The organism is Candidatus Frankia alpina, from assembly GCF_902806485.1.
Taxonomy (GTDB): domain Bacteria; phylum Actinomycetota; class Actinomycetes; order Frankiales; family Frankiaceae; genus Frankia; species Frankia alpina.
The window spans coordinates 1-4,160 of the sequence record NZ_CADCWT010000336.1 but is presented as its reverse complement, the minus strand read 5'-3'; the positions used below and the strand labels follow the sequence as shown (position 1 = coordinate 4,160).

Genomic DNA, 4,160 nt, shown 5'->3' with positions numbered 1-4,160 from the left:
ATTTACGATCCCGGCGATCTGATTCGAATCAGCCATCGCGAGTTTCGGAAAAACTCCAGGGGCCCCGCGCACGCACGAGCGTTGCATACCCCGCCTGCCTCCACTGCCTGGTTGTCATGGCGGATGCTCCGCACGAAATCACGAGACGGCCGCGACTTCGGCCGTCTGGACGTATAGGTCCGCGCCGAGGACGCGGCGGCTCAGCTGCCGTGGCGGCGTCCGCGGGCGGCGAAGCTGCGCAGGGCGCGCAGGAAGTCGATCTCGCGGAACGCAGGCCAGTAGGCCTCGCAGAAGTACAGCTCCGAGTAGGCGCTCTGCCAGAGCAGGAAGTTCGACATCCGCTGCTCGCCGGAGGTCCGGATCACCAGGTCCGGGTCGGGCTGCCCGGCGGTGTACAGGTGGCGGGCGATGTCGTCCATGGTCAGCGAGGCAGCGGCGTCGGCGAGGGAGTCGCCGGCCTCGGCGCGTTCGTGCAGGTGCTCGCGCAGCGCCTCGATGACCTCTTGCCGCCCGCCGTAGCCGACGGCGAGGGTGACGTGGAAGCCGGTCGTGACGGTGCGGGTCGTCTCGACGGCGTCCTTGAGGACCCGCGCGGTGCTGTCGGGCAGCGCGTCGAGCATGCCGGCGAGGTGGACCTGCCAGCGGGCGTCGGGGCGGGCGAGCCGGTCGGCGACGACCTGCTCGATGACCTGCATGAGGAAAGCGACCTCGGCGTCGCCGCGGCGCTGCAGGTTCTCGGTCGAGCAGACGAACACGGTGACGTGGCGGATGCCGACGGCCTCGCACCAGGACAGCACGTCCTCGGCGTGCTCGGCGCCGTAACGGTGGCCCAGGCTGGGGTTGGCCAGGCCCATCTCCCGAGCCCACCGGCGGTTGCCGTCCATGACCAGGCCGACGTGCGCCGGCAACGGGCCGGCCATGACCTGCCGGCGCAGCCGCCGGGTGTAGAGCGCGTAGAGAAGAGGGCCCGGCGTCATCTGTAACCATCCCCTACGGTCGACGCCCGCGCTTGGCGCGGGTCGACTCCCGGCCGGTACCGACCGGGATGGTGACGATACCCGCCGAAGCTGACCATCGTCCGCGCGGGCTCGTGGGCCGCGCGGAGCTGCGCGAGCTGTGCCGGCGGGAGCGGGCCCCGCCGGTCAGCCCGGTCGCCCCGCCGGTCAGCCCGGTCGCCCCGCCGCGGCCGCCGGGAGGAACCGGCGCACGATGTCGTCGAGCACCGCGGGGTAGGGGCGGGCCCGCATCTCCAGGTAGCGCACGACGACGGCGTGGATCGCGAGGGCGTCCCACTCCGGCTCGGCGGCGGGCAGGCTGCCGTCGGTCCGCCCGTCGGCGAGAACCTCCGCGAGGATGCCCCGGTGTTCGGCGTAGATGTCCTCCAGCGCGTCGGCGATGCCGACGACGAGACCGACCTCCGGGGTCATGAACGTCCGCCCGTCCCGGCTGGCGCACTCGTCCCAGCCGATCGCGAGCAGCTCCTCGATCCACGCCACGGCGGCCGCCCGGGCGTCACCGGCCCGCCCCACCGCCGCCCGCAGGCTGTCACACACCCCGTCGGCGGCCTCCCGTTGCATGGTGAGGACCAGTGCGTCCTTGGACGGGAAGTGCCGGTAGAACGTGCGTCTGTTCACCCCGGCGCCGCGCAGGATGTCCTCCAGCGGCGTGGTCGCGCGCCCCTGCTGGCCGATCAGCCGGTGAGCGGCACGGATGATGGCCCGGCGCTCCCGCTCGGCGCGGTCGGAATCGACCGGGCCCGACGAGCTGCCCGGCACCTGCGCGGCGAGCCGGAGCGGCGCCTCAGCCACTGGGGCCCATACCGCCGCCACATCCCTTCGCGCTCGTCCCGACCGGGTGCCCGCACCGGCCACCGCACGACGGTATCGGCGGGTCGGCGGCGTTGCCCGCCGAGGTGAAGGATACGGGAGTCGATCGATCGCCCCCGCGTACCGGACGGCCCACCCGAGCCCTGTGTGAGCAACCTCTGACGCGTCCGTCACCGTTGCGCAGGCCGACTCTCCTACACTGGGTCGACCATGGGCGACTCAACCTCCACGGACATCGTCGACGAGGGCGCGGCTCCCGACGGCGGTCACCGGGACCTGCAGGTCGAGCCGGCCGGCACCGAGACCACGGCCGGCCGGTTGGGCTGGCGCGCGGCGCGCACCCGCAACGCGATCCTCGACGCCTCCAAGAAGCTTTTCCTGGAACGCGGGTATGCCGGCACCCGCATCAACAACATCACCGATGCCTGCGGCATCTCCCGTGCCGGCTTTTATACCTACTTCCGCGACAAACGGGAAATCTTCGACACCCTCGGCCAGGCCACCTTCCGGGAGCTCCTCCAGGTCGTCGCGGAGTGGGAGACCATCGCGCGGCCCTGCACCCGGGCCGACGTCGTGGCCTGGGTGTGGCAGTACTTCGCGTTCATGGACCAGCACGGCGCCTTCATCCTCTCCGCGCAGTCCGGCCCGGCGGACGAGAGCGTCGGCGCGGCGAGCAACAAGATGCAGATGCGGGTGGCCTGGCTGCTCGGCGTGCACCTGCGCGGCCGTCAACGCACACCCACCGACGCACCCGAGGCGCTGGGCCTGACGGTGCAGTCTATGATGGACCGCACCTGGTACCACTGCCACGCCCAGCACCTGCCGGTCGATGACGCCGACGTTGTCAACACGATCGGCGGATTCATCACCGCCGCGCTCGAGGCCTGAGACCGCCCGTCAGACCCCGCCCGCCCGTCAGATCCCCGGCGGGCACCGACGGGACGGCGGGGACGAGGTCGCCGTACTTCTCCCGGGCCGCGGCGAGGCGGCGGCCGAGGAACTCCTCGGGCCAGGCCGGATCGCCGGCCTCGTAGTCGCGCAGGAGCTGGCGGGCCAGGTTGACCTTGTGCGCCTCGGTGGGCCCGTCGGCGAGGCCGAGAGCGAGCCCCGTGGTGAACATGTCGACCAGCGGAAGCTGCTCGGTGATGCCGAGCCCGCCGTGGACCTGGATCGCCCGCAGCACGATCGACTGGATGACCTTCGGGGTGAGCACCTTCAGGGCCGCGATCTCGGTGCGGGCGGCATGCTCGCCCTGGGTGTCGATGAGCCAGGCGGCGTGCAGCACGGCGAGGCGGAACGGCATCAGCTCGGTGTAGGACTCGGCGATGAACCCCTGCACGAACTGCTTGTCGGCCAGTGAGCTGCCCTGGGTGAAGCGGCTTTTGGCGCGCTGTCCCATCGTCGATGGCCCGCTGGGCGACGCCGATCGCGCGCATGGCGTGGTGCAGCCGGCCGCCGGCCAGCCGGGACTGGGCCACCTCGAAGCCGCGTCCCTCCTGGCCGAGCAGCGCATCCGCCGGCACCCGCACCCCCTCATAGCGCACCAGGGAGTGGCCCGGTTCGTGGTGGTGCGCGCCGAACACGTGGTGGCTGTCCTCGATCACCACCCGGGGGGTGTCGCGCGGAACCAGGAAGGTCGACGCACCGTGATGCACCGGGACGTCGGGGTTGGTGATCGCGACGATGATGAGGAACGAGGCCACCGCGGCGTTGGACGACCAGTACTTGCGGCCGTCGATCACCCACTCGTCGCCCTCGCGCCGGGCCCGGGTGGTGAACACCCGCGGGTCGGCGCCGCCCTGCGGCTCCGTCATCGAGAAGCAGGAGAAGATCTCGCCGGCCAGCAGCGGCGCCAGGTAGCGCTCCTTCTGCTCCGGCGTGCCGAAGCGGGCGATGATCTCGGCGTTGCCGGTGTCGGGTGCCTGGGTGCCGAACACGATCGGCCCCCAGTCGGTGCGGCCGAGGATCTCGTTGAGTAGGGTCAGCTTCACCGCGCCGAAGCCCTGGCCGCCGAGCTCCGGGCCCAGGTGCGGCGCCCACAGGCCCTCGTCGCGCACCCGCTGCTTGAGCGGGTCGACGATCTTGCGACGCTCGTCGTCGAGGGGCAGGTACTCGCAGCCCGGGAACAGCACGTCGAGCGGCGCGACCTCCTCGCGCACGAACGCGCGGACCCACGTCAGCTTGGTCTCGAACTCGTCATCGGTCGAGAAGTCCCATGCCATGGTTTTCTCCTCCCAGCACTTTTTTCCTCCCAGCATTCGGGCCGGTAACGGCTCAGGGGACGGTGTCGACTCAGGGGACGGTGTCGACTCAGGGGACGGTGTCGACTCAGGG

General features: G+C 71.4%; 3 protein-coding genes and 1 pseudogene. 1 reads left to right on the top strand and 3 read right to left on the bottom strand.

The window, feature by feature from the left end; translation table 11 throughout:
* Positions 1 to 200: 200 nt before the first annotated feature.
* Both uppS and G6R25_RS22130 read right to left on the bottom strand, forming a co-directional pair.
* On the bottom strand, positions 201 to 977 hold the full coding sequence (gene uppS, locus G6R25_RS22135) for a polyprenyl diphosphate synthase (protein ID WP_136449029.1): 777 nt from the start codon (positions 975 to 977) through the stop codon (positions 201 to 203).
* 186 nt (positions 978 to 1,163) lie between these two features.
* The gene (locus tag G6R25_RS22130; protein WP_235949439.1) at positions 1,164 to 1,808 is read right to left on the bottom strand and encodes a TetR/AcrR family transcriptional regulator; all 645 of its coding nucleotides are present in this window, start codon (positions 1,806 to 1,808) and stop codon (positions 1,164 to 1,166) included.
* Positions 1,809 to 2,036: 228 nt separating this feature from the next.
* Between G6R25_RS22130 and G6R25_RS22125 the strand changes: the two genes are divergently transcribed.
* Positions 2,037 to 2,714 carry a TetR/AcrR family transcriptional regulator gene (locus G6R25_RS22125; RefSeq protein ID WP_163554434.1) on the top strand — a complete coding sequence of 226 codons (678 nt, stop codon included), beginning with the start codon at positions 2,037 to 2,039 and terminating at the stop codon, positions 2,712 to 2,714.
* Here G6R25_RS22125 and G6R25_RS22120 read toward each other — a convergent pair.
* Positions 2,692 to 4,048: pseudogene (locus G6R25_RS22120) on the bottom strand (acyl-CoA dehydrogenase family protein). The gene G6R25_RS22125 and the pseudogene G6R25_RS22120 sit on opposite strands and share 23 nt — an antisense overlap.
* Between the last annotated feature and the right edge of the window lie 112 nt (positions 4,049 to 4,160).

Coding starts and splice junctions, on each gene's coding strand:
- uppS (WP_136449029.1), bottom strand. CDS start 977: ATGACGCCGGGCCCTCTTCTCTACGCGCTCTACACCCGGCGGCTGCGC.
- G6R25_RS22125 (WP_163554434.1), top strand. CDS start 2,037: ATGGGCGACTCAACCTCCACGGACATCGTCGACGAGGGCGCGGCTCCC.